Raw genomic sequence first — 704 nt, forward strand, 5'->3', positions numbered from 1 at the left:
ATTAACTAAAAAACTTCCATTGTTACTGCTATGTTATCAATGGGGTTGTAATAAAGGTTAATAATTAAACCGTATAAGGTCATTATTTTTAAGGGAATAAAAATGAAAAAGATTTTGTTTGCGCTAGGAATATGTCTACTTATGGTCACTCAAGTTGTTCATGCTCAGAGCCGTCTTCAAGAGATTCTGGATAAAGGCGTGTTGAGAGTAGGGACGACTGGGGACTGGAATCCGATGACAATGAAAGATCCAGCCACGAACAGTTATCGTGGTTTTGATATTGATGTCACAACTGAGCTTGCTAAAGATTTGGGTGTCAAAGTGGAGTACGTTGCCACCGATTGGAAAACGCTGGTTAATGGCATTACGGCCAACAAGTACGACATCACTGGCAGTGCGTCTTTAAACATGTCGCGTGCGAAGGTGGCTGGTTATAGCCAACCCTATTTCTACTTGGCGTTTGTGCCAGTGGTGCAGAAAAAAGACCTCGCCAAATTCTCGGATTGGGCGGATTTTAATAAACCCGATGTGAAAGTGGCTGCGACGTTAGGTACGGTACAAGAAAAAATGGTGAAAGAGTTCTTCCCATCGGCGCAGCATATTGTGATTGAAGCCCCCGCGCGAGATTTCCAAGAGCTGTTGGCTCGCAGAGCGGATGTGTCTGTGACTTCCAATGTGGAAGCGGCGACGCTGGTGGACAAGTT

Annotated in this window: 1 protein-coding gene; it reads left to right on the forward strand. The window is 44.5% G+C overall.

Features of this window, described 5'->3' with window-relative positions:
• Window positions 1–102: 102 nt before the first annotated feature.
• On the forward strand, window positions 103–704 hold a 602-nt coding region (locus tag R7P74_RS26495), incomplete at its 3' end, for a transporter substrate-binding domain-containing protein (protein ID WP_318123631.1).

This window comes from Vibrio sp. 2033 (genome assembly GCF_033339735.1).